Origin of the sequence: Microbacterium sp. bgisy203, assembly GCF_965345155.1 — a bacterium.
Classification (GTDB): Bacteria; Actinomycetota; Actinomycetes; order Actinomycetales; family Microbacteriaceae; genus Microbacterium.
In genome coordinates, this window is record NZ_CBDRLZ010000002.1 from 1 (window position 1) to 22525 (window position 22525).

A 22525-nucleotide genomic window follows, 5' to 3' on the forward strand; every position below is an offset into this window, starting at 1 on the left:
GGGGTCATCGCCGCGAGCCGCGTCGCCGGGGTGATCTCGCGCCGGGTCCAGGTGAAGAGGTGCTGCGCATCGAAGGACGGCGAGCATGTCGCGCACGATGTCGCCCGCGTCGCCTTGCGATGCCGGTACGCGACGTGCCCTGCCGGGCACACGCCCACCCAGGGTGCGAGTTCGGTCGCGGTCTCGCCGTGATGGGTGACGCCCCCCGTGTAGCCGAGGGCCCGGGCCGTCCGCTTCCACGCCGGACCGTGCGCGGCCCGCGCCCCCGCGAGGGCGTGAGCGATCTCGTGGAGGAGCGTCTGGTGGTTGGTCTCGTCGTCGTACCGCGCCGAGAGGTAGCGCGAGACGGTGATGCGCTTGCGGGTGTAGTCGCACGCGCCGGCGCGGCGCTTCGCGTTGTCGAAACCGAAGCTCCACGACGCATCGAGGTGCTGCGCGATGAGGCCCTCCGCTTCGAGGCGGAGGCGCTGGAGGTCAGACATGCCGACCTCCCTGCAGGGGGTGTCGTTCGTTCATGACGAGAACGTTAGAACAGAGGTACGACACTCAGCTCGCGACCTGCGCCCCCGAACGGCGGCGCTCGGCGGCGTCGATCGCGAGGAGCGTCGATTCCAGCTGGTCTTCGGGCGCACCCGCCTCCTGCCGCAGGAACAGCGTGCGCTTGAAGTCGGCGCGTGCGTTCACGAAGTCGCCCATGTCGTAGAAGACCTTGCCGCGGTGCTGCAGGCCGAACGCGGCGATCGCCGACCAGCCCTGTCCCTCGGCCTCTTCGGCGCAGGTCGTGAGCTCCTGCAGAGCCGCGGCGTACGCGCCCCGGAACTGCAGGACGCTCGCGTGCAGCATCCGCGCGCGCAGCAGGTCTTTGCGCGGTCCGCCCATGCGTGCGACCCGCACGGACTCCTCCGACACCGCGAGTGCTTCGTCCAGGTCGCCGGTGACCTTCAGCAGCCACACCCGCTCCAGGAGAGCCGGCAGCGACCGCTGATCGCCGAGCTCGTCGAGTCGCGCACGGCACGCCTGGACGTCGACGATCTCACGGAGGGTCTGCGGGTCGTATCCCTGGATGTAGCTCACCGGCATCCCCCTTCGCGCGCGTGCGGTTCGCCTCACCAGTGTCCCCCGACCTCCCGAGCATCGGCTGAGCGGGGGCGGCGTGCCGCCCAGACGGAATGGGCTCAGCGTTCGATCAGCGCTCGAAGAGGGATGCCGCGGGCTTCGGCGACGCGGTGGCGTCGGCATCCGTGGCCGGCGTCGCTCCGCGCGCGAACTCGTCGAGCTCCGCCCCTTGCGCGACCTTCGCGGGGTGAGGACCGGCCGCCATCAGACGCGGCAGCCACTGGACGGGAAGCGGGGCGGCGGATGCCGCGATGACGAGGTTCCCGAAGCGCCGCCCCTTCAGCGTCTGGACCTCCGCGAGCACGATCGCCTCCGGGAGCACCGCCCGCACCGTGGCGACCTGGCGCCGTGCGAAGGCGAGCCCCGCGCCGTCGGCGACGTTGACGAGGAGCACGCCATCCGGGGCGAGGAGCCCCGCCAGGATGCGGTAGTACTCGACGGTCGTCAGGTGGGCCGGGGTCTGCGCGCCCGCGAAGACGTCCGAGACGACGAGGTCGGCCGCGCCCTGGAGCCCCGGCGGCAGCTTCGCCGCGACCTCGCGGGCGTCGCCGATGCGCACCCGCACCTGCGCGCCTCGGGGGAGCGGCAGTTCGGCGCGGACCAGGTCGATGAGGGGCTGTTCGAGCTCGATCACCTGCTGGCGAGAGCCGGGGCGCGTGTGGGCCACGTAGCGGGGCAGGGTCAGCGCGCCGCCGCCCAGGTGGATCGCGGTGAGCGGCTGCCCCGGCATCCGCAGTCGGTCGATCACCGCCCCCATGCGGGCGACGTACTCGAAGTGGAGGTGCGTCGGGTCGTCGAGGTCGACGTGCGACTGCGGAGTACCGGCGACCTCCAGCTCCCACCCGCCCGCGAACCGGCTCGGTACGACGCGCGCGAGCGAGCCGTCCGACAGGCGCACCTGCGGCGGCTCCTCGACGTGCGCTCGGGCCATGCCCCCACGCTATCGGCCCCTCGCACACCTCGCCCGGCGCTCACGAAACAGGATCGAGACAAAGGTGTAACCGTCGCTCAGCATCTTCACAGGTAGGTTCGTACCCACTCCCCGACGATCGCGCACGGGAGCGCGTCTGCAGTCGGAACCCTCACGGAAGGTGCACAGCAATGCTCTCCACGACCAACAAGCGGGCCCTCGCCGGCGTCGCGGCCCTCGCGATCGGCGGCCTGCTGCTGACCGCCTGCGGCAGCCAGCGCGGCGAGTCGGGCGACACCGCAGCTCCGAGCGACGTCGACTCGACGTTCGTCTTCGGCGCCTCGGGCGACCCATCGAGCCTCGACCCGGCCTTCGCGAGCGACGGCGAATCGTTCCGCGTCTCGCGGCAGATCTTCGAGGGTCTCGTCGGGGTGAAGCCCGGCACGGCCGACCCCGCCCCGCTCCTCGCCGAGTCGTGGGAGGTCTCCGACGACGGCCTCGACTACACCTTCCAGCTGAAGACGGGCGTCACCTTCCACGACGGCACCGACTTCGACGCGGATGCCGTCTGCTTCAACTTCGACCGCCAGAACAACTTCACGGGCGTTGCGCAGTCGGCGAGCCTCTCCTATTACTGGGGCGCCCTGATGCGCGGGTACGCCGACACCGGCACCTCGATCTACGGTGGCTGCGAGGCCGACGGCGCCGACAAGGTCACGATCAGCCTCACCCAGCCCTTCGCGGGCTTCATTCCGGCCCTCTCGCTCCCCGCGTTCGCGATCCAGAGCCCGACGGCGCTCGAGAAGTACAAGGCCGACGAGGTCGGCGGAACCTCCGAGGCGCCGACCCTCAGCGAGTACGCGCAGGGTCACCCGACCGGGACCGGCCCCTTCGCGTTCGACTCGTGGGAGCCGGGCTCCGAGACGACCCTCTCGGCGTACGGCGACTACTGGGGCGAGCAGGGACAGGTCCAGAAGGTCGTCTTCAAGGTCATCGGCGACACGACCGCTCGCCGTCAGGCGCTCGAGTCGGGCTCGATCGACGGCTACGATCTCGTCGCCCCCGCCGACCTCGGCGCGCTCGAGAAGGACTACACGCTCATCAACCGTGACCCGTTCAACGTCCTCTACCTCGCCTTCAACCAGAAGTTCCCGGGGCTCGACGACATCAAGGTCCGCCAAGCGCTGACCCAGGCGATCGATCGCGACGCGCTCATCTCGCAGGTGCTCCCGGAGGGCACCGTCGCGGCGACGCAGTTCATGCCCGACAGCGTCATCGGTTGGAACGCCGATGTCACCGAGTTCCCGTACGACCCGGATGCCGCCAAGAAACTCCTCGCCGAGGCGGGCTACGACGAGTCGAACCCGCTCGAGCTGATGTTCAACTACCCCGTCAACATCTCGCGCCCCTACATGCCGAACCCTGAGCAGATCTTCACCAACCTGCAGAGCCAGCTCGAGGCCGTCGGGGTCAAGATCACGCCCGAGTCGAACGAGTGGGGCGAGTACATCGACCGCATGCAGGGCGGTTCGGACCACGGCATCCACCTGCTCGGATGGACCGGCGACTACAACGACCCCGACAACTTCGTCGGCGTCTTCTTCGGTGCGGCCTCGAACGAGTGGGGGTTCGACAACCCCGAGCTCTTCAGCGCGCTGACCGAGGCCCGCGGCCTCAAGACGGCCGATGAGCAGGAGCCTGCCTACAAGAAGATCAACGAGCAGATCGCCGAGTTCATCCCCGGCGTCCCGCTGGCCCACCCCGTGCCGACGCTCGCGTTCGACAAGCGCGTCACGTCGTACCCGGCCAGTCCCGTGCAGGACGAGGTCTACAACATGATCGAGCTCAGCGAGTAGTCGCTTCCTGAGCAGATCGGCGGATGCCGCGGCGCGCTCCCTCTCGAGAGAATCGTCTTCCGAGTGCCCGCGTCGCGGCATCCGCGCCCCGTCCCCACCCCTGGAGTTCCCCCTCGTGCTACGCACCATCGGTCGGCGCCTGCTGCTGCTGATCCCGACCCTGCTCGGCCTCACGATCCTGCTGTTCTTCTGGGTGCGCGCCCTGCCGGGCGGCCCCGCCGTCGCGCTCCTCGGTGAGAAGGCGACCCCCGAGGAGGTCGCCCGGATCAACGAGCTGTACGGCTTCGACCGGCCCCTCTACGAGCAGTACGTCACCTGGCTGAGCCGGCTCCTGCAGGGAGACTTCGGCAACTCGATCCAGACCGGCCGGCCCGTGCTCGAGGAGTTCGCGCGCCGCTTTCCGGCGACCGTCGAGCTGTCGATCGCGGCGATGATCATCGCCGTCGGCATCGGCGTGCCGCTCGGCTACTGGGCCGCCCGCCGCCACAACACGTGGGGCGACCACACGGCCGTGACCCTGAGCCTCGTCGGCATCACGATCCCGGTGTTCTTCCTCGCGTTCATCCTGAAGTACGTCTTCGCAGTGCAGCTCGGCTGGCTGCCCTCCGATGGGCGACAGAATCCGCGTATCGACGCGACCCACTACACGAACTTCTACGTCCTCGACGGGCTCATGACCGGGGAGTTCGACGCGGCATGGGATGCCATCGTGCACCTCATCCTGCCCGCGATCGCGCTCGGCACGATCCCCCTCGCCATCATCGTGCGCATCACCCGCGCATCGGTCCTCGAGGTGCAGAACGCCGACTACGTCCGCACCGGCATGGCGAAGGGCATCTCGACCGGAACTCTCCGCAACCGCTTCATCATGCGGAACTCGCTCCTCCCCGTCATCACGACGATCGGCCTGCAGACGGGCCTGCTCATCTCGGGCGCCGTCCTCACCGAGACTGTCTTCGCCTTCCCGGGGATCGGCGCGTTCCTCGCGCGGGCGATCTTCACACGCGACTTCCCCGTACTCCAGGGCTTCATCCTCTTCATCGCGGTGCTTTACGCGCTGATCAACCTGCTCGTCGACGTCTCGTACGGCATCATCGACCCGAGAGTGAGGGTCCAGTGACTTCCGCCATCCTTCCCCCCGCCCCCGGCGGGGCGGCCGACGGACAGCCCGGCGCGGGCGTCGATGCCCCCGACCGCGGCACGCTCGCCGCGCAGACCCGCGGCGGATTCTGGCGCGACGTGTTCGCGCGCCTGCGCCGGAGCCCCACCGCCTGGGTCGGCGCGATCATCGTGCTGCTGTTCCTGCTCGTCGCGCTCTTGGCCCCGGTGCTCGCGCCCTACGGGGCGACCGAGCTGCCGGGGCAGCGCTACATCACGCCGACCCACATCCCGGGCCCCGGCGAGCTGCCCCAGTTCCCGCTCGGCCTCGACCGGTTCGGCGGAGACGTGCTGTCGAAGCTGATCTGGGGAGCCCAGGCATCCCTTCTCATCGGTGTCGTCTCGACCGCGCTCGGCCTTCTCGGCGGCATGCTGCTGGGCCTGCTCTGCGGCATGTTCGGCGGCTGGGTGGACAACGTCATCATGCGTTTCGTCGACATCCTGCTCTCGGTGCCGAACCTGCTGCTCGCGGTCTCGATCGCCGCGATCCTCGGACAGTCGCAGCTGGCCGTCATGATCGCGATCGGCGCGTCGCAGGTGCCCGTGTTCGCGCGGCTGCTGCGCGCCTCGATGCTGCAGCAGCGCTCGTCGGACTACGTGCTCTCGGCGCAGACCCTCGGCCTGGGCCGCGGCCGCATCACGATGAGCCACGTGCTGCCGAACTCCGTCGGCCCCGTCATCGTGCAGGGCACCCTCTCGCTCGCGACCGCCGTCATCGACGCGGCCGCGCTGTCGTTCCTCGGTCTCGGCGGCGGGCTGCCCCAGACGGCGGAGTGGGGGCGCATGCTCACCTACGCGCAGGCGGAGCTCGCGATCGCCCCGTGGCTCGCGTTCCTCCCCGGCATCTGCATCTCGGTGACGGCCCTCGGGTTCACGCTGCTGGGCGAGTCCTTGCGTGAGGCGATGGATCCGCGCACCCGCGCACGCTGACCCGGGCGGGGTTCGCGGCGGGCCGCGCCTCAGACGGCGATGTCGAGCTCGTTGCCGGGGATCGAGGCGAGTAACCGCCGCGTGTACGGGTCGCGGGGGTTGGTGAAGATCTCCTCGCTCGAGGCGGCCTCGACGAGGTGCCCGTCCTTCATGACGCACACGTAGTCGCTGATGAGACGGACGACGGCGAGGTCGTGCGAGATGAAGAGGTAGCTCAGGCCGTACTCGCCCTGCAGGTCGCGAAGAAGGGTCAGGATCTGGTCCTGCACGAGCACGTCGAGCGCCGAGACGGGCTCGTCGCACACGATGAGGTCGGGATTGAGGGCCAGCGCGCGGGCGATCGCGACGCGCTGACGCTGCCCGCCGGAGAGTTCTGACGGGTACCGCCGCAGCATCGACTGCGGCAGGGCGACGTCATCGAGGAGCTTCCGCACCCGGGCATCCCGCTCCTTCGCCGATCCACGCCGGTAGAAGTCGAGCGGTTCGGAGATGATGCGATCGATCGTGAACATCGGGTTGAGCGACGAGTAGGGGTCCTGGAAGATCGGCTGCACCTTCTGGCGGAACTCCTTCAGGTCCTTGCCTGAGAGGCTCGCGACGTCCTGACCGTCGAAGGTCATGGTGCCCGATGTCGGCTCGACGACCTTGAGGAGCATCCGGGCCGTCGTCGTCTTGCCCGACCCCGACTCCCCGACGATCGCGACGGTCTCGCCCCGCGGGATCGCGAACGACACCTCCTGCACGGCGGCGAAGTCCTCCTTCTTGCCGCGGATCTTGTAGATCTTCGTCAGGTTCTCGACCTCGACGATGTTGTCGGCGCGGGTCGCTGCCTCAGTGGTGTCAGGCGTGTCGGCAGGAACGTCGACGGATGCCGGGGGTGCCGCATCGACCGACGCCGAGGGCGCCGCGGCATCCGACGTCGCGGTCGTCTCGTCGCCGTCCGCGGCCGGAACGGCGACGGGTCCGGTGGGCTTCGCGTAGACCTCGGGCCGTAGGCGTGCGACGGCGACCGAGGGTGCCGCCTTCACGAGCGCCTGGGTGTAGGGCTGCTGCGGGTCTTCGAGGATCTGGCGGGCGGGCCCCTGCTCGACGATGCGGCCGCGGTGCATGACGATGACGCGCGCGGCGCGCTCCGCGGCGAGGCCGAGGTCGTGGGTGATGAGGAGCACCGACGTTCCGAGCTCTGTCGTCATGCGGTCGAGCTGGTCGAGGATCGTCTTCTGCACCGTGACGTCGAGGGCGCTCGTCGGCTCGTCGGCGATGAGCAGGCGCGGGTTGCAGGCCAGGCCGATCGCGATGAGCGCGCGCTGGCGCATGCCGCCGGAGAACTCGTGCGGGTACTGCTTCGCGCGCTCCGCGGCATCCGGAAGCCCGGCGGCGGCGAGGGTCTCGATCACCTTCTGGTCGACGTCCTTCGAGGTCGCGAGCCCGTGGGCGAGGAGAGTCTCGGCGACCTGCGTGCCGATCTTCGACACCGGGTTGAGGTTCGACATCGGGTCTTGGGGGACGAGCCCGATCTGTGCGCCGCGGACCTTCCGCATGACGCTCTCGGGCGCGCCGACGAGGTCCGCGCCATCGAGGCGGATGCTGCCGCGCACGACCTTGCCGTTGCCGGGCAGCAGGCCGATGACCGCCATCGCGGTGGTGGACTTTCCCGATCCCGACTCGCCGACGATCGCGAGGGTCTCGCCTGCCGCGAGGTCGAAGTCGACGCCCTCGACCGCGTGCACGTCGCCCGCGACGGTGCGGAAGTCGACGGCCATGTCGCGCACCTCGAGGAGCGGGGTGCCGGCCGCGGCCGATCCGGGGGCGCCGGAGCCGGAGGCGGCGGAGCCGGACGCGGCCGATCCGGAGTTCGCGGTGGGGGAGTGGGGCATGCGACCATCCTGCCGTGACGCCTCCCCGCGCGGGGGCCGGCGGCTGGGGTCTTTACCCACTCGTAACGCGCGACGGGCCGCACGCGCAGGTCGGTGATGGCGTGTGGGTGACCAACCGTCGGATCGTTGGGGCTGGTGTCGTCTCGTGGGGCGCAGGCGTCGCCACCTGCCCCACCGATCCGACGCAGGGAACCCCGCCTCTCTCCTCTATCGGCTCGCCGCCTTCGGCGAACGCACCGGTAGCGTGGCCCCATGGATGCCGGGCGCACCGCGATCGATCTCAATGCCGACCTCGGCGAGACCGTCGACGGTGTGCCGACGGCGGATGACGCCGCCCTGTTCCCGCTCATCTCGAGCGCGAACGTCGCCGCAGGCGGGCACGCGGGCGACGAGGCATCCATGCGCGAGGCCGTCGCCCTCGCGGAGCGGTACGGAGTCGCGGTCGGCGCGCACCCGTCCTATCCCGACCGGACGGGATTCGGGCGCGTGCGGCTGTCGCTGCCGGTCGGCGAGCTGCGCGCGAGCGTCGCCGCGCAGCTGCGGGCGCTCGTCGGCGCCGGCGCGGATCTCCGCTACGTCAAGCCCCACGGCGCGCTCTACCACGCCGTGCGCGACGACCCCGCGCAGGCGAAGGCCGTCGCCGCGGCGATCGCCGACGTCTCGGCCGACGTCGGGCGCGCGCTGCCGATCCTCGGCCTCGAGGGTGAGATCACCCACGCCGCCGCCGGCGCGGGTCTGCCCTTCGTCACGGAGGCGTTCCTCGACCGCGGCTACCTCGCGTCGGGGGCGCTCGTGCCGCGGTCCGAGCCAGGCGCTCTTCTCCACGACCCGGACGAGGTCGCGGCACGAGCCGTCCGACTCGTCGCCGAGGGCGTCGTCGAGGCGGTCGACGGCACCCTCGTATCGGTGGATGCCGCCTCGCTCTGCGTCCACGGAGACTCGCCCGGCGCCGTGGCGATGGCCGCGGCCGTCCGCGAGGCGCTTGAGGCGGCGGGCATCGAGGTGCGGGCGCCGTGGTGAGCGAGCCAGGGGTGCGCGCCCGGTCGGCGCAGGGTCGGTGGGCGCCGGGACTTCCGATGCCGGGCGAGGCGGTGCTCAGTCGTCGGACTGATGCGGCGTGCGGTACCTCACCCGTCACACCGGTTCACTTCCGCACCACCGTCCATACGACTCAACAAGTCCATTCGACGCAGCCGCTTCCCACCGCGCGGATCGCGCGATGACCTCCCCGCGCGTGCTGCCGTTCGGTGACCGCGGCCTCCTCGTTGAGGTCGACAACCTCGCCGACGTCCTCGCCCTTCACGCGCGCCTCGCCGCGACGCGCCCCGCCGGCGTCATCGACCTCGTCCCGGCTGCGCGGACGGTCCTCGTCCACGTCGCCCCCGAGCGGGTGAGCCTCGCCGCAGCGCGTGCCTGGATCGAGCACGCCGCCGCCGCGCCGCCGCCCGAGGCCGCCTCCGCCCCGCTCGTCGAGATCCCGATCGTCTACGACGGGCCGGACCTCGACGACCTCGCGCACTCCCTGGGCCTCACGCCCGAAGCGCTCGCCGCCCGGCACGCCGCTGGCACCTGGACGGTCGCGTTCACGGGGTTCGCCCCGGGGTTCGGCTACCTCGTGAGCGAGGCCTGGCCCTACGACGTGCCCCGCCGCGCGACCCCGCGCACGCGGGTCCCGGCGGGCGCGGTCGGGCTCGCCGGCGCGTTCAGCGGCGTGTACCCGCGCGAGACGCCGGGCGGGTGGCAGCTGATCGGCACGACGACCGCACCCCTCTTCGATGCGGATGCCGGGACCGCTCTCCTCGCGCCGGGCGCGCGCGTCCGCTTCGTCCCGGCAACCGCCAGTCCCGCGACACCCGCGTCCGCGCGCCCCACAATCGCGCCCGCGCCCGCCACCCCGAAAACCACAACCCCCACAACCCCCGCCCCCGCGTTCCGGGTCCTCGAGCCGGGCCTGCTCGCGACGCTCCAAGATCAGGGGCGACCTGGCCACGCGTCCGAGGGCATCGCGCCGGCGGGCGCGGCCGATCGCGCCGCCCTCCGCACCGCGAACCGGCTCGTCGGGACCCGCGAAGACGCCGCCGGCGTCGAGGTCACGATGGGCGGCTTCCGCGCCGTCGCAGAGCGGGATCTCTGGGCGGTCGTCACGGGGGCTTGGGGCGACATCGCGCTCGACGGCCGCCCGCTCGACCCCTACGACGTGTTCGCGTGGCCGCGCGGCGCGGAACTGCGCGTCGACTGGTTCCGTGCCGGCGCCCGCGCCTACCTCGTCGTCCGCGGCGGCCTCGCCGCGAACGGGCACCCCGCCCTCGTCGCTGGCTCCCGCGCGACCGACACGCTCGCCGGGCTCGGCCCGGCGCCCCTGCGCACCGGCGACGTGCTCGCCCTCGCCGACCCGCGCCCCACCGCCGCGATCCCCGCCGACGACCTCCGGCCGTGGGCGCCGCCGCCCGACACGATCGACGTCGAGCTCGCCCCCGGCCCGCGCGCGGACTGGTTCACGGATGCCGCGGCCCTCTTCGACACCTCGTGGACGGTCTCACCTCGAGCCGACCGCGTCGGCATCCGCCTCGAGGGAACCCCCCTCGAGCGCGCGCGCACGGATGAGCTTCCGAGCGAGGGCATGCTCCCCGGGGCCATCCAGGTGCCCCCGGACGGGATGCCGGTGATCCTCGGTCCCGACGGCCCCGTCACCGGCGGCTATCCCGTGATCGCCGTGGTGACGGATGCCTTTCGCGATGCCCTCGCGCAGGCGCGCCCCGGGACTCTCCTCCGGTTCCGGCACGCGCGCTGACGCGGGCGGCGGGGTCGAAACGACGGGATGCCGCGCGGTTATACCGCAGCATCCGAAAGTCGTCAAGGATTCCGCTTTACATGGCGCGTCGTGAAGCGTATAGTGGGTAGTTGCGCTCCCTCCCCCCATGCCCTCATATGGTGGTCGGCTTGCGCCTGCAGATCCCGCTTCCCGCATCATGCGGCGGCGCGTGGCAGGCGGCGGGGACGGAGCACTCCACCTGACGACAAGGAAACCAGCCCCTGCCCGGGCTCATGGAGGTACTCCCTTGGCTGCTGCGCGCAACGCAACCAACCCCACCACCACCCCCAAGAACGGCCGAGGCGCATCGCGCCTCTCGTTCGCCAAGATCACCGACACGCTCGAGGTCCCCGACCTTCTCGCGCTGCAGACGGAGTCTTTCGACTGGCTCGTCGCGAACGACGCCTGGAAGGCCCGTGTCGCGCAGGCGAAGGCGGACGGCCGCACCGACGTGCCGGAGATCAGCGGCCTCGAGGAGATCTTCGAGGAGATCTCGCCCATCGAGGATCTCGGCGAGACGATGCAGCTGAGCTTCACGAACCCGTACCTCGAGCCCGAGAAGTACTCGATCGAAGAGTGCAAGGAGCGCGGCAAGACCTACGCCGCCCCCCTCTACGTCGAGGCCGAGTTCATGAACCACCTCACGGGTGAGATCAAGACGCAGACGGTCTTCATGGGCGACTTCCCGCTCCAGACCGACAAGGGCACGTTCATCATCAACGGCACCGAGCGTGTCGTCGTCTCGCAGCTCGTCCGCTCGCCCGGCGTCTACTTCGACAAGACCCCCGACAAGACGTCCGACAAGGACATCGTGTCGGCGCGCGTCATCCCGAGCCGCGGTGCGTGGCTCGAGTTCGAGATCGACAAGCGCGACCAGGTCGGCGTCCGCATCGACCGCAAGCGCAAGCAGTCGGTCACCGTCTTCCTCAAGGCCCTGGGCCTGTCGAGCGAGGACATCCTCAACGAGTTCGCCGGCTACGACTCGATCGCCGACACGCTCTCGAAGGACACGATCCTCACCAAGGAGGACGCGCTCCGCGACATCTACCGTAAGCTCCGTCCGGGCGAGCAGGTCGCCGCCGAGGCCGCCCGCGCGCTCCTCGACAACTTCTACTTCAACCCGAAGCGCTACGACCTCGCGAAGGTCGGCCGCTACAAGATCAATCAGAAGCTCGGGCTCGACAAGTCGCTGAGCGACTCGGTGCTCACCGTCGACGACATCGTCGCGACGATCAAGTACCTCGTCGCCCTGCACCGCGGCGACGAGTCGATCCCCGGTGTCCGCGGCGGTGAGGCGGCCGAGATCCGTCTCGACGTCGACGACATCGACAACTTCGGCAACCGTCGCATCCGCGCCGTCGGCGAGCTCATCCAGAACCAGGTCCGCACGGGTCTGTCGCGCATGGAGCGCGTCGTCCGCGAGCGCATGACCACGCAGGACATCGAGGCCATCACGCCGCAGACCCTGATCAACGTGCGCCCCGTCGTCGCCGCGATCAAGGAGTTCTTCGGAACCTCGCAGCTGTCGCAGTTCATGGATCAGAACAACCCGCTCGCGGGTCTGACCCACAAGCGCCGCCTCTCGGCGCTCGGCCCCGGTGGTCTGTCGCGTGAGCGCGCGGGCGTCGAGGTCCGTGACGTTCACCCCTCGCACTACGGCCGCATGTGCCCGATCGAGACCCCGGAAGGCCCGAACATCGGCCTCATCGGCTCGCTCGCGTCCTTCGCGCGCATCAACGCGTTCGGGTTCATCGAGACCCCGTACCGCCGCGTCGAAGACGGCAAGGTCACCGACAAGATCGACTACCTGACGGCCTCCGAGGAGGTCGACTACATCGTCGCCCAGGCCGGTGCCGAGCTCGATAAGGACGGCAAGTTCGTCCTCGACCGCGTCCTCGCCCGTCGCGGCCAGGGCGGCGAGGTCGACCTGTTCCCCGTCGACGAGATCGGCTACATGGATGTCTCCCCGCGCCAGATGGTGTCGGTGGGTACCTCTCTCATCCCCTTCCTCGAGCACGACGACGCGAACCGCGCCCTCATGGGTGCAAACATGCAGCGTCAGGCGGTGCCGCTGCTGCGCAGCGACTCGCCGTTCGTCGGCACGGGCATGGAGGGCTACGCGGCCATCGACGCCGGTGACGTGGTCACCGCCGACAAGGCGGGCGTCGTCGTTGAGGTCTCAGCCGACGTCGTCACCGTGCAGCTCGACGAAGGCGGCACGAAGGACTACTTCCTCCGCAAGTTCGACCGCTCCAACCAGGGCAACTCCTACAACCAGCGCGTCACCGTCTCGGGGGGCGATCGGGTCGAGGTCGGCGAGGTCATCGCCGACGGCCCCGCCACCGAGAACGGCGAGCTCGCGATCGGCAAGAACCTGCTCGTCGCGTTCATGACGTGGGAGGGTCACAACTTCGAGGACGCCATCATCCTCAGCCAGGACCTCGTCAAGAACGACACGCTCTCCTCGATCCACATCGAGGAGTACGAGGTGGATGCCCGTGACACCAAGCTCGGCAAGGAGGAGATCACCCGTGACCTCCCCAACGTCAGCCCCGACCTCCTGAAGGACCTCGACGAGCGCGGCATCGTCCGCATCGGCGCCGAGGTCCGCCCCGGCGACATCCTCGTCGGCAAGGTCACCCCGAAGGGCGAGACGGAGCTCTCGGCCGAGGAGCGCCTGCTCCGCGCGATCTTCAACGAGAAGAGCCGCGAGGTCCGCGACACGTCGCTGAAGGTCCCCCACGGCGAGCAGGGCACCGTCATCGCGGTCAAGGAGTTCAACGCTGAGGACGGCGACGACGAGCTCGGCTCGGGCGTCAACCGCCGGGTCGTGGTCTACATCGCCCAGAAGCGCAAGATCACCGAGGGCGACAAGCTCGCCGGCCGCCACGGCAACAAGGGCGTCATCGCGAAGATCCTCCCCGTCGAAGACATGCCCTTCCTCGCCGACGGCACGCCCGTCGACGTGGTGCTGAACCCGCTCGGCATCCCCGGCCGCATGAACTTCGGCCAGGTGCTCGAGACCCACCTCGGGTGGATCTCGAAGCAGGGCTGGAAGGTCGAGGGCAACCCGGAGTGGGCCGCGCACCTGCCCGAGGCGGCCCGCGAGGCCGCGCCCGGCACGAAGGTCGCGACTCCGGTGTTCGACGGCGCCTACGAGGCGGAGATCGCGGGTCTTCTCGACTCGACGCTGCCCAACCGCGACGGCGAGCGCCTCATCGACTCGTCGGGCAAGACGCAGCTGTTCGACGGCCGCTCCGGCGAGCCGTTCCCGGCGCCCATCTCGGTCGGCTACATGTACATCCTGAAGCTGCACCACCTCGTGGACGACAAGATCCACGCGCGCTCCACCGGCCCGTACTCGATGATCACCCAGCAGCCGCTCGGTGGTAAGGCGCAGTTCGGCGGTCAGCGCTTCGGTGAGATGGAGGTGTGGGCCCTCGAGGCCTACGGCGCCGCGTACGCGCTGCAGGAGCTCCTCACGATCAAGTCCGACGACATCGTGGGCCGCGTCAAGGTCTACGAGGCGATCGTCAAGGGCGAGAACATCCAGGAGCCCGGCATCCCCGAGTCCTTCAAGGTGCTCATGAAGGAGATGCAGTCGCTCTGCCTGAACGTCGAGGTCCTCTCGGCCGACGGCACGGCGGTCAACCTCCGTGACACCGACGACGAGGCCTTCCGCGCAGCGGAGGAGCTCGGCATCAACATCTCCACGCGGTTCGAGTCGTCGTCCATCGACGAGATCTGACCACTGGTTTCGATACGCCGCTGATGCGGCTACTCAACCACCGATTTTGAGAAGTTTCTGAGACACAGGAGAACCAGTGCTCGAGTCCACCACTTTCGATCAGCTTCGCATCGGCCTCGCGACCGCCGACGACATCCGTCGTTGGTCCTACGGCGAGGTCAAGAAGCCCGAGACCATCAACTACCGCACCCTCAAGCCCGAGAAGGACGGTCTGTTCGGCGAGCAGATCTTCGGCCCCTCGCGCGACTGGGAGTGCGCCTGCGGCAAGTACAAGCGCGTCCGCTTCAAGGGCATCGTCTGCGAGCGCTGCGGCGTCGAGGTCACCAAGTCCTCGGTCCGCCGCGAGCGCATGGGCCACATCGAGCTCGCCGCGCCCGTCACTCACATCTGGTACTTCAAGGGCGTGCCCTCGCGCCTCGGGTACCTGCTCGACATGGCGCCGAAGGACCTCGAGAAGGTCATCTACTTCGCCGCCTACATGGTGATCTCCGTCGACGAGGAGGCGCGTCACCGCGACCTCCCGACGCACGAGGCCAACCTGCGCCTCGAGATCAAGAACCTCGCCGACCGTCGTGACGCCCGCGTCGCGGCGCGCCTGGCGAAGCTGGAGGAGGAGCTCGCCGCCCTGGAGGCGGAGGGCGCCAAGGCCGACCAGAAGAAGAAGGTCAAGGATGCCGCCGAGAAGGAGATGGCATCCATCCGCAAGAACGCGGACGACCAGGTCGCCAAGCTCGAGCGCATGTGGGAGGAGTTCCGGGGCCTCGCCGTCGGTCAGCTCAAGCAGGAGGACGACGTCTTCCACGAGCTGCAGGACCGCTTCGGTCAGTACTTCGAGGCCTACATGGGTGCCGAGTCGATCCAGCGTCGCCTTCAGGCGTTCGACCTGCAGGCCGAGGCCGACAGCCTCCACCTGCAGATCTCCGAGGGCAAGGGCCAGCGCAAGATCCGTGCGATCAAGCGTCTGAAGGTCGTCAACTCGTTCCTGCAGACCGGCATGTCCCCGGCATCCATGGTCCTCGACGTCGTCCCGGTGATCCCGCCGGAGCTGCGCCCGATGGTCCAGCTCGACGGTGGCCGCTTCGCCACGAGCGACCTGAACGACCTGTACCGTCGCGTGATCAACCGCAACAACCGCCTCCGTCGCCTGATCGACCTCGGCGCCCCCGAGATCATCGTCAACAACGAGAAGCGCATGCTGCAGGAGGCCGTCGACGCGCTGTTCGACAACGGCCGCCGTGGTCGCCCGGTCACCGGTACCGGCAACCGTGCGCTCAAGTCGCTGTCCGACATGCTCAAGGGCAAGCAGGGCCGCTTCCGTCAGAACCTGCTCGGAAAGCGCGTCGACTACTCGGGCCGTTCGGTCATCATCGTCGGCCCCCAGCTGAAGCTGCACCAGTGCGGTCTGCCCAAGCAGATGGCCCTCGAGCTCTTCAAGCCGTTCGTGATCAAGCGCCTCATCGACCTCGGTCACGCGCAGAACATCAAGGCGGCCAAGCGTCAGGTCGAGCGCATGCACGCGCAGGTCTGGGACGTGCTCGAGGAGATCATCCGCGAGCGCCCCGTGCTGCTCAACCGTGCGCCCACGCTCCACCGCCTCGGCATCCAGGCGTTCGAGCCGCAGCTCGTCGAGGGCAAGGCCATCCAGCTCCACCCGCTCGTCTGCGCGGCGTTCAACGCCGACTTCGACGGCGACCAGATGGCCGTGCACCTGCCGCTGTCGGTCGAGGCCCAGGCTGAGGCCCGCGTGCTGATGCTCGCGTCGAACAACATCCTGAAGCCGTCCGACGGCCGCCCGGTCACCCTGCCCTCGCAGGACATGATCATCGGCCTGCACCACCTGACCACGGTCAAGGAGGGCGCTGCCGGTGAGGGCCGCGTGTTCGGCTCGGTCGGCGAGGCGATCCTCGCGAAGGACGAGGGCACCCTCGACCTGCAGGCGAAGGTCCGCATCCGCATTCCGGGTCTGACCTTCCTCGAGGGCGAGGCTCCCGAGGGCTACGAGCGCCACGGCCTGGTGGACGCGTCGCTCGGTCAGGCGATCTTCAACGACACGCTCCCCAAGGGGTACCCGTTCGTGCGCGAGCAGGCCGACAAGGGCAAGCTGTCGCAGATCGTCAACAAGCTCGCCGAGGAGTACCCGAAGGTGGAGGTCGCGGCCTCGCTCGACCGCATCAAGGACGCCGGCTTCTACTGGGCGACCCGCTCGGGTGTCACCGTCGCGCTCTCCGATGTCCTCACGCCCCCGAACAAGGGCGAGATCATCGCCGAGTACGAGAAGCGTGCGCAGAAGGTGCAGTCGCAGTTCGAGAAGGGTCTCGTCACCGACGCGGAGCGCCGCCAGGAGCAGATCAAGATCTGGACCGAGGCGACCGACGAGGTGCAGGCGGCCATGAAGGCCAACTTCCCCGCCGACAACACCATCAACCGCATGGTGTCCTCGGGTGCCCGTGGTAACTGGCTGCAGATCCGGAACATCGCCGGCATCCGAGGCCTGGTCAACAACACCAAGGGTGAGATCATGCCGCGTCCGATCATCTCCTCGTACCGCGAGGGGCTGTCGGTGGCGGAGTACTTCACCGCGACGCACGGTGCCCGTAAGGGTCTGGCCGACACGGCCCTCCGCACGGCCGACTCGGGCTACCTGACCCGACGCCTGGTCGACGTCTCGCAGGATGTCATCATCCGCGAGGACGACTGCGGCACGACGAAGGGCCTCGAGTTCACGATCGCCGCTCCCGGCGCGGACGGCACGCTCGTCCGCGACGCGAACGTCGAGAACTCGGTGTTCGCCCGTACGCTCGCCGCCGACGTCGTCTCGCCCTCGGGCGAGGTCGTCGCCTCGGCCGGTGAGGACGTCGGCGACGTGCTGATCGACAAGCTGGTGGATGCCGGTGTCGAGACCATCAAGGTCCGCTCCGTCCTCACCTGCGACTCGGCGGTCGGCGTCTGCGCGCGCTGCTACGGCCGTTCGCTCGCGACCGGCAAGCTCGTCGACATCGGCGAGGCGGTCGGCATCATCGCCGCCCAGTCGATCGGTGAGCCCGGCACGCAGCTGACGATGCGTACGTTCCACACGGGTGGTTCGGCCTCCGCCGACGACATCACCCAGGGTCTGCCGCGCGTCCAGGAGCTGTTCGAGGCGCGTACCCCGAAGGGTGCGTCCCCGATCGCCGAGGCCGACGGTCGCATCACGATCGACGAGACCGACAAGGCCAAGAAGGTCATCCTGACCCCCGACAACGGCGACGAGCCGCACGTCTACCCCGTGCTCAAGCGCGCGACGCTGCTGGTCGAGGACGGCCAGCACGTCACGGTCGGCCAGCCGCTGCAGGTCGGCACGCTCGACCCCAAGGAGGTCATGCGTGTCATGGGTGCCCGCGAGGTGCAGAAGTACCTCGTCGGCGGCGTGCAGGGCGTCTACCGTTCGCAGGGTGTGCCGATCCACGACAAGCACATCGAGGTCATCGTCCGTCAGATGCTCCGTAAGGTCACGGTCGTCGACCACGGCGAGACGGACCTCCTGCCCGGTGAGCTGGTGGACTTCAAGCGCTACCAGCAGATGAACCGCGAGGCCGTCGCGCAGGGCAAGCGCCCCGCGTCCGGTCGCCCGGAGCTCATGGGTATCACGAAGGCGTCGCTTGCGACCGAGTCGTGGCTGTCCGCGGCATCCTTCCAGGAGACGACCCGCGTCCTCACGCAGGCCGCCATGGAGGGCAAGAGCGACCCGCTGGTCGGCCTCAAGGAGAACGTCATCATCGGAAAGCTCATCCCCGCCGGAACCGGACTTGCGAAGTACCGCAACGTCACGGTCGAGGCGACGGAGGAGGCCAAGAGCGAGCGGTACCCCAACCGCATCTTCGCCTCGGACGGCGCCTACAGCGACGCCGACCTGAGCTACGTCGACTTCGACAGCTTCACGACCGACGGGTTCTCGACCGAGTACAACTGAGCCTGACGCGTCGAAAGGGCGGTCCCGCATCCGCGGGGCCGCCCTTTCGCGTCCCCGGCATCCGTTTCGCTCTGCTCGCGAATCACCGCCCGCTTCCCGAGTCACCGCCCGATTCGCGCGCATCCGGCGGTGATTCGCGACAGCGGCGGTGATTCGCGAGCGGGGAGCGGGCGGCCCGGCGCTTAGGGTGGGGAGCATGGCTCGAGTGGGGGGACGGAACGCGTTCATCGCGTGGGTCGTCGGCCTTGGATGCCTCGCCACCGTGGGGGTGCTCGCGTACCTCGCGTTGCCGATGCTCCCGGCATCCATCGCCTGGCTCGGCACGGCCGGACGCGACGACGCGACGACCGCCCCGGCCGCATCCGGCGAGGGGAAGGATGCCGGAGGGCCCCCGACCGAGTGCTCCCAGCTCTACGACGACGCACTGTGGGCGACGCTCCGCACCGCGGACGGCTCGAACCTCACGCCCTCGACGGACCCGCCCGTCACGACCGCGACGGCGCTGGTCACGGCGCTCCAGCCCCAGGTGACCCTCACCTGCACGTGGCACGCCGATGCGGGGACCGTGTCGACGACGTTCGCGAGCGTGCCCCCGGATGCCGGGGCGATCGCCGCCGCGGCGCTCCCCGGCGCCGGCTTCGGCTGCGAGACGACCGAGACGCGGACGACCTGCACCCGCAGCGACGGCGACCTCATCGAGACGATCGAAGCCGGCGGCGGACTGTGGCTGTCGACGAGCGAGTCGGGCTGGCATCCGAGCGAATACGTCGACCGCACGGGGAAGCGCGTCTGGGGCTGACCCGGCGACCCGGCTGACCCGGCGACCCGGCGCCTCGCCGGTGTCAGGAATCGCGCACCGCTTGGCCCGCGTCAGGGCGTTGGCGCGGGCGTCGCTGCCCCGGGGAGCGCGACCGGCCACAGCGCGTCGATGATCGCGTCGGTGTACCCGCGCGGCGCGAGGTTCGAGTACTGCGTGTCGATGATCACGCCGTCGCGGTAGAAGAGCGTCCGGCCGTTCTCGACGGGGAGGTCGGGGTTGTCCCAGGTCTTCTCGCAGCGGATGCCGCCACGCGGCTCGTAGCAGGTGAATCCGTCGCTGGAGAGGCCGTACAGTGCGTCGCGGGCCTCGCGCTCGGGGGAGTAGCCGATCACCGTCGTGAGGCGCGTCGCCGCGGCGCCCGGCTCGCCCCAGACGCACACGCGCGAGCTGTCGGGACGGATGCCGCCGGCCATCCCCTCGGCGTTCAGCGGGACGTCTTCGAGTTGGGCGAGCACGGCGTCGTTGAGGATGTCTCGGCAGCCCTGCGGAAGGTCGTCGGGGAGCGGCGTGGTCGACACCGAAGACCCCATCGGGAACGGCGTCACGCTCGCCGACGGAGTGGGCCGGGCGGATGCCGACGGGGCGGGGCCGGCGGAGGTCGAGCCCTCGGGTGCCGGCGTGCCCGCGCACGCGGCGAGGAGGAGCACCGCGCCGGCGACGGCGATCGCTGAGGTCGGACGGGCGCGAACGGGTCGAGGCATCCCTCCACGATAGGCATCCGCTCGGGGAGCCCCGCGCACTCGCCCGGCGCGCCCTCCACGCCGCCCCGCCCCGCTCTCCCGCGCTCCTCGCTCGGCGAAGCGAGGGTGGAGTGAGGGGTGGAGGGGGGGGGGGGGGAGCGTGCGCGCGAAACGGCGGCACGCCTCCGCGGCGCGGCGCGCACCCCGCGTTACGCTCACTGTGCGAGGCACCTGTCCCGCGTGAGGAGCACACGCCATGAGCGACCCCAAGTACGGCGAGCCGGTCGAAGAGAACACCGCGAACGACGCCCCGACGTCGGCCGACGCGGCGGTGGCGAGCGCCCACGAAGGCCTCGCCGATGCGGAAGCGGCACGGCAGGCAGCTGCGCAGGAGGATGCCGAGGCCCGCGCCGAAGCGGTGGATGACCTCGACGCCGCACGCGCCGACGGCCGGCTCTCCGCGCAGGCGACGTCCGACGAGGTGCCCGTCGTCGCGGCATCCGACACGCCCGCGAAGGACCGCCACCCGCACCTGCCGCACCACGGCGACCGCGCGAAGCACGAGCTCGACGACGCGACGCGCGCCGACGCGACCAAGGTTCCCGCCGCGGGCAGCTCGTACGACGACGACCCGGTCGACGAGGAGTACGTCCCGGGCGCCTATTCGACGTCTGTGACCGAGACGCGCACCGTCACCGAGACGCCCGAGCGCTCCGACGCGGACGACACGCCGACCCAGGCCGTCGCGCCGACCGTCGTCGCGACGCCGCAGCCCATCTTCGTGCAGGCGCCCGAGGCGCCCCGCCCCCGCGGCAACCGCGCCGCCGCCGGCGCGATCGGCCTCATCGCCGCCGTCGCCTTCGGCATCCTCTACCTCGCCGCAGCGCTGGGCCTGCGCGCCCTGAACGGCGAGATCTCCGGTGCGGACATCGGCACCGAGGCGCTCGCGGCGCTCACCACCTGGTGGTTCTGGGTGCCGGTCGTCGTCTTCTACCTCGCGTTCTGGCTGCTCGGAGCGATCATCAACCGCAGCGGCTGGGTGCACTGGGTGTTCTGGGGTCTCCTCGTCGGCGTCGCCGCCTACGGAGGTCACATCCTGGGGCAGCTCTTCCAGGCGCCGTTCTGGCAGCTCACGGCGAGCCAGGGCGAAGACCTCGTCCGCAGCCAGGTGCTCGCCCCGCTCGCGATCGTCGCGTTCGTCCTCGGACGCGAGCTGACGATCTGGTTCGGCAAGTGGGTGGCCGCGCGCGGCAAGCGCATGACCGAGCTCAACGTCGAGGCGCAGCGCGAGTACGAGCGCACGCTCGAGGCGGGCCCGCGCATCCAGCAGGGCTGATGCCCGAGCCGCAGCGCGGCCTGTCGCCGCAGCTCGCGGTCGCCTTCACGACGATCGGGTTCTTCGCGCTGGTCGTCGCCGCGTTCGGCATGCTGAGCCTCCTGACGGATGCCGATGTCCTCGCCGTCCCCGGCCTCGGTCAGGTGCCGGGCGCCGTGGCGGTGGGTGCGGCGACCCTCACGTTCGCGGTCGTGACCTGGGTCGTCGTGCGCCGCCCGCAGCCCACGTACGGCGGCGCCGCGATCGTGCTGGTCGCGACCTTCCTCGCCTACCTCGGGGGTCTGCTGCTCGGCGGGATGGGCGCAGGAGTGGACCCCGCCCGGGCTGCGGCGGCGGTCGGGGGTTTCGCGACCTCCTGGTTCGCGGTGGTCCTGGCATCCGCCGCCTTCATCTCCGCGTGGATCGCCGTGGCACTCGTCCGCACCCGCGCGACGCGCCCCCGCTGGCCGTGGGAGCGCGACGACGACGAGATCTGAGGCCGTGCCCGAGGCCCGCGCCGCCGCGCCTCGAGGTGAAATCCCCCGTCCGTGCACGAAACCCGCGACAATGGATGCCGTGGAGCGGTCGATCGAGACCCAGGTGAGCCAGGCGGTGGATGCCTGGCTGCGCTGGCTGCCCCGGTGGGAGCCAGCGACCCACCGCGGACGCGTCGCACCGTGTCGGCGGTGCCTCGGCTCGCCCGTGCTCTCGGCCGCCGGCCTCGGGTCGGATGTGCCGCACGGCGTGCAGCACGGGCTCTCGACCCGTATCAAGACGATCATCGACCACGCGGTCGCCGAATACACGTCGCGGAACCTGCCGATGCTCCAGGCCGAGCTCGACATGCAGGCCGCCCGCAACCGCGCCCGCAGCTACCGCCCGACCGAGGGGCTCGAGCCCGAGTTCGAGGGCCTGCCGCTCGACCCCGACCCCACCCCGGGCGCGCCGTTCCTGTTCACGATCGGCGGACTCGCCGACGAGGTCGACGCGGCCGTCCCCGCCCTCCCGCCTCTGAGCGAGGAGGCGAAGGCCGCGCTCCGGCAGGAGGTCGGCCTCGCCGACGACTACGCGAACCTCATCGGGCGCGAGGTGTGCACCGTGCTGCTGCACCACCGGCTGCGCATCCAGGCGGCCGTGGGTCAGTACGTCGAGCCGCAGATCACCGCGATGCTCGAGGAGCTCACCCGCTCGCTCGACGCGCCGTTCGACCCGAACGGTGACGCGGGACTCCCCGAACTCTGACCTCGAACCCTGACCCCGGGCTCTGACCTCGGGCTCCCTGCGACCGACGCCGGGCGACGTGTGGTCGGGGGAGGGTGCGCGCCCTTGTTATCATGGCGTGGTTTCCGCACGG

The 22525-nt window shown here is 70.2% G+C and carries 16 protein-coding genes; 11 read left to right on the forward strand and 5 right to left on the reverse strand.

Going from position 1 to position 22525, the window contains the following annotated elements; translation table 11 throughout:
* The 3 genes from ACRVYW_RS03460 to ACRVYW_RS03470 all read right to left on the reverse strand — a co-directional run.
* Positions 1 to 482 (reverse strand): SprT-like domain-containing protein (locus ACRVYW_RS03460; RefSeq protein WP_431801768.1); only part of this gene is annotated, 482 nt, incomplete at its 3' end.
* Between the two features lie 64 nt (positions 483 to 546).
* Positions 547 to 1074 (reverse strand): hypothetical protein, encoded by a 528-nt coding sequence (locus ACRVYW_RS03465; RefSeq protein WP_431801770.1) that lies wholly within the window; start codon positions 1072 to 1074, stop codon positions 547 to 549.
* A gap of 112 nt (positions 1075 to 1186) precedes the next feature.
* The gene (locus tag ACRVYW_RS03470; protein WP_431801772.1) at positions 1187 to 2047 is read right to left on the reverse strand and encodes a spermidine synthase; all 861 of its coding nucleotides are present in this window, start codon (positions 2045 to 2047) and stop codon (positions 1187 to 1189) included.
* A 170-nt stretch (positions 2048 to 2217) separates the two neighbouring features.
* Here ACRVYW_RS03470 and ACRVYW_RS03475 point away from each other — a divergent pair, with 170 nt between their 5' ends.
* The 3 genes from ACRVYW_RS03475 (at position 2218) to ACRVYW_RS03485 (ending at position 5970) form a co-directional block, all read left to right on the forward strand.
* Positions 2218 to 3882 carry an ABC transporter substrate-binding protein gene (locus ACRVYW_RS03475; RefSeq protein ID WP_431801774.1) on the forward strand — a complete coding sequence of 555 codons (1665 nt, stop codon included), beginning with the start codon at positions 2218 to 2220 and terminating at the stop codon, positions 3880 to 3882.
* Positions 3883 to 3997: 115 nt separating this feature from the next.
* Complete coding sequence (locus tag ACRVYW_RS03480; protein WP_431801776.1) at positions 3998 to 5002, forward strand: ABC transporter permease; 1005 nt, start codon at positions 3998 to 4000, stop codon at positions 5000 to 5002.
* Positions 4999 to 5970 (forward strand): ABC transporter permease, encoded by a 972-nt coding sequence (locus tag ACRVYW_RS03485; RefSeq protein WP_431801777.1) that lies wholly within the window; start codon positions 4999 to 5001, stop codon positions 5968 to 5970. Before ACRVYW_RS03480 ends, ACRVYW_RS03485 begins: the two co-directional genes overlap by 4 nt.
* Before the next feature lie 29 nt (positions 5971 to 5999).
* On the opposite strand, the gene ACRVYW_RS03490 is transcribed toward ACRVYW_RS03485, so the two are convergent.
* Positions 6000 to 7733, reverse strand: coding sequence for a dipeptide ABC transporter ATP-binding protein (locus ACRVYW_RS03490; RefSeq protein WP_431802574.1), 1734 nt, complete (start codon positions 7731 to 7733; stop codon positions 6000 to 6002).
* 366 nt (positions 7734 to 8099) lie between these two features.
* Between ACRVYW_RS03490 and ACRVYW_RS03495 the strand changes: the two genes are divergently transcribed.
* From ACRVYW_RS03495 to ACRVYW_RS03515, 5 genes are all read left to right on the forward strand, one after another.
* A complete protein-coding gene (locus ACRVYW_RS03495) occupies positions 8100 to 8867 on the forward strand; it encodes a LamB/YcsF family protein (RefSeq protein ID WP_431801779.1) in 768 nt (255 codons plus the stop codon).
* A gap of 199 nt (positions 8868 to 9066) precedes the next feature.
* Positions 9067 to 10638, forward strand: coding sequence for a carboxyltransferase domain-containing protein (locus tag ACRVYW_RS03500; RefSeq protein WP_431801781.1), 1572 nt, complete (start codon positions 9067 to 9069; stop codon positions 10636 to 10638).
* Positions 10639 to 10906: 268 nt separating this feature from the next.
* Positions 10907 to 14407, forward strand: coding sequence for a DNA-directed RNA polymerase subunit beta (locus ACRVYW_RS03505; protein ID WP_431801783.1), 3501 nt, complete (start codon positions 10907 to 10909; stop codon positions 14405 to 14407).
* Between the two features lie 76 nt (positions 14408 to 14483).
* Positions 14484 to 18356, forward strand: a complete 3873-nt coding sequence (gene rpoC / locus ACRVYW_RS03510; RefSeq protein WP_431801785.1) for a DNA-directed RNA polymerase subunit beta' — start codon at positions 14484 to 14486, stop codon at positions 18354 to 18356.
* 196 nt (positions 18357 to 18552) lie between these two features.
* Positions 18553 to 19155, forward strand: a complete 603-nt coding sequence (locus ACRVYW_RS03515; RefSeq protein WP_431801787.1) for a hypothetical protein — start codon at positions 18553 to 18555, stop codon at positions 19153 to 19155.
* Between the two features lie 71 nt (positions 19156 to 19226).
* Here ACRVYW_RS03515 and ACRVYW_RS03520 read toward each other — a convergent pair whose 3' ends face one another.
* Positions 19227 to 19877, reverse strand: a complete 651-nt coding sequence (locus ACRVYW_RS03520) for a hypothetical protein (protein WP_431801789.1) — start codon at positions 19875 to 19877, stop codon at positions 19227 to 19229.
* Between the two features lie 235 nt (positions 19878 to 20112).
* Here ACRVYW_RS03520 and ACRVYW_RS03525 point away from each other — a divergent pair, with 235 nt between their 5' ends.
* From ACRVYW_RS03525 to ACRVYW_RS03535, 3 genes are all read left to right on the forward strand, one after another.
* On the forward strand, positions 20113 to 21192 hold the full coding sequence (locus tag ACRVYW_RS03525) for an ABC transporter (RefSeq protein WP_431801791.1): 1080 nt from the start codon (positions 20113 to 20115) through the stop codon (positions 21190 to 21192).
* On the forward strand, positions 21192 to 21668 hold the full coding sequence (locus tag ACRVYW_RS03530; RefSeq protein WP_431801793.1) for a hypothetical protein: 477 nt from the start codon (positions 21192 to 21194) through the stop codon (positions 21666 to 21668). The genes ACRVYW_RS03525 and ACRVYW_RS03530 overlap by 1 nt, the downstream gene beginning before the upstream one ends.
* 79 nt (positions 21669 to 21747) lie before the next feature.
* A complete protein-coding gene (locus ACRVYW_RS03535; RefSeq protein WP_431801794.1) occupies positions 21748 to 22413 on the forward strand; it encodes a spermidine/putrescine ABC transporter substrate-binding protein in 666 nt (221 codons plus the stop codon).
* The last annotated feature ends 112 nt before the right edge of the window (positions 22414 to 22525 follow it).

Excerpts from the sequence above, each read along its gene's own strand:
- ACRVYW_RS03500 (WP_431801781.1), top strand. The coding sequence starts at position 9,067 with ATGACCTCCCCGCGCGTGCTGCCGTTCGGTGACCGCGGCCTCCTCGTT.
- ACRVYW_RS03530 (WP_431801793.1), top strand. The coding sequence starts at position 21,192 with ATGCCCGAGCCGCAGCGCGGCCTGTCGCCGCAGCTCGCGGTCGCCTTC.
- ACRVYW_RS03475 (WP_431801774.1), top strand. The coding sequence starts at position 2,218 with ATGCTCTCCACGACCAACAAGCGGGCCCTCGCCGGCGTCGCGGCCCTC.
- ACRVYW_RS03520 (WP_431801789.1), bottom strand. The coding sequence starts at position 19,877 with ATGCCTCGACCCGTTCGCGCCCGTCCGACCTCAGCGATCGCCGTCGCC.
- ACRVYW_RS03525 (WP_431801791.1), top strand. The coding sequence starts at position 20,113 with ATGAGCGACCCCAAGTACGGCGAGCCGGTCGAAGAGAACACCGCGAAC.
- ACRVYW_RS03470 (WP_431801772.1), bottom strand. The coding sequence starts at position 2,047 with ATGGCCCGAGCGCACGTCGAGGAGCCGCCGCAGGTGCGCCTGTCGGAC.
- ACRVYW_RS03495 (WP_431801779.1), top strand. The coding sequence starts at position 8,100 with ATGGATGCCGGGCGCACCGCGATCGATCTCAATGCCGACCTCGGCGAG.
- ACRVYW_RS03515 (WP_431801787.1), top strand. The coding sequence starts at position 18,553 with ATGGCTCGAGTGGGGGGACGGAACGCGTTCATCGCGTGGGTCGTCGGC.
- ACRVYW_RS03490 (WP_431802574.1), bottom strand. The coding sequence starts at position 7,733 with ATGGCCGTCGACTTCCGCACCGTCGCGGGCGACGTGCACGCGGTCGAG.